2 protein-coding genes are annotated in these 1,212 nt (G+C 69.5%); both read left to right on the top strand.

All coding sequences use genetic code 11. From position 1 onward, the window contains the following. Window positions 1-109 precede the first annotated feature (109 nt). Window positions 110-433, top strand: a complete 324-nt coding sequence (locus C5O18_RS09865) for a helix-turn-helix transcriptional regulator (RefSeq protein ID WP_105193448.1) — start codon at window positions 110-112, stop codon at window positions 431-433. A gap of 74 nt (window positions 434-507) precedes the next feature. Continuing rightward, on the top strand, window positions 508-1,056 hold the full coding sequence (locus tag C5O18_RS09860) for a peroxiredoxin (RefSeq protein WP_105193446.1): 549 nt from the start codon (window positions 508-510) through the stop codon (window positions 1,054-1,056). Window positions 1,057-1,212: the final 156 nt, after the last annotated feature.

Genomic DNA, 1,212 nt, shown 5'->3' with positions numbered 1-1,212 from the left:
GGTGGAGCTGTTGAGGATCTGCCGCCAGGCGGCAGGCCTGGAAGGTCCGGCGCGCTGCTCGGCATTCAGATTGCCGCCCCAGGCGGGGGCGCGGGCTGGCGACTGCCTGGTGGCCATGCCGCTGCCTGCCGATCATGGCCTGGCCTGGCCCTGGCAGCGCCCGTTGATCCTGGTCATGGTGCGTGAGGCAGGAAAGGCCTCGCCGCCACCTGAGCGTGTGTTGCGGGAGCTGTTCGGGCTCACGCCTGCCGAAGCCAGGCTGGCCTGTGTCTTCGCGGCGGAGGGTGATCTGCGGCGTGTGGCCGATCAGCTCTGCCTGTCCGTGGAGACCGTGCGCACGCAGCTCAAGGCGGTGTTCAGCAAGACCGGCACCGGCCGGCAGTCGGAGCTGTTGCGCCTGCTGGCACAGCTGGCCGTGATGACGTCCGGGTGAGCATGGCGGGTCCGGTGTTGCCGTGACGGGCCATCACCGCCAGACTGTGGCATTACCGCACAGGATGACCCGCCATGTCCGCATTCGCCCGTTTCATGTTCCCGCTTGCGCTGTTTGCAGCCATGCCCGCCCACGCCCTGCTCAAGGCCGGCGCCACCGCGCCGCACTTCGTGCTGCCGGCCGCCCAGGGCGGCGAGGCGGTGACCTTCGACCTCGCCAACGCGCGCACCAGCGGCCCGGTGGTGCTGTATTTCTACCCGGCCGCGTTCACGCCGGGCTGCAGCATCGAGGCCAAGCTGTTCGCGGATGCCATCAATGACTTCAAGGCCGCCGGCGCCTCGGTGGTCGGCGTTTCCGGCGATGGCATCGAGAAGCTCAAGGAGTTTTCGGTCAGCCACTGCCGCAGCCGTTTCCCGGTCGCGGCCGATGCCGGCCTGAAGGTGGCGAAGTCCTACGAGGCCACCGGCGCGCTGAGCATCGCCGGCTACGCCTCGCGCGTGTCGTACGTGATCTCTCCGGAGGGGAAAATCCTCTTCGCGCACACCGACTCGGGGCCGCGCAGCCATGTCAGCGAGACGCTGGCGGCGGTGCAGCGCTGGCAGGCGGCGCAGAAGCCGCGCTGAGGGGTTGTCCTGGCTCGGGAGGAAGGGCGGGTCTTCGAGGCTGCGCCTTTCCCCGGGGCATGACGCTGTGTTCAGAGCAGGATGGGCTGGTCCGGCAGCTCGTTGCCGGCGTCCGGCAATGTCGGCGGGAAACGGCCCAGCACATCCGCCACCGCC

It is taken from the genome of Amnimonas aquatica (assembly GCF_002943415.1).
Taxonomy (GTDB): Bacteria; Pseudomonadota; Gammaproteobacteria; order Pseudomonadales; family Moraxellaceae; genus Perlucidibaca; species Perlucidibaca aquatica_A.
This window is presented reverse-complemented; position numbering and strand designations above follow the sequence as displayed.

Coding starts and splice junctions, on each gene's coding strand:
- C5O18_RS09860 (WP_105193446.1), top strand. CDS start 508: ATGTCCGCATTCGCCCGTTTCATGTTCCCGCTTGCGCTGTTTGCAGCC.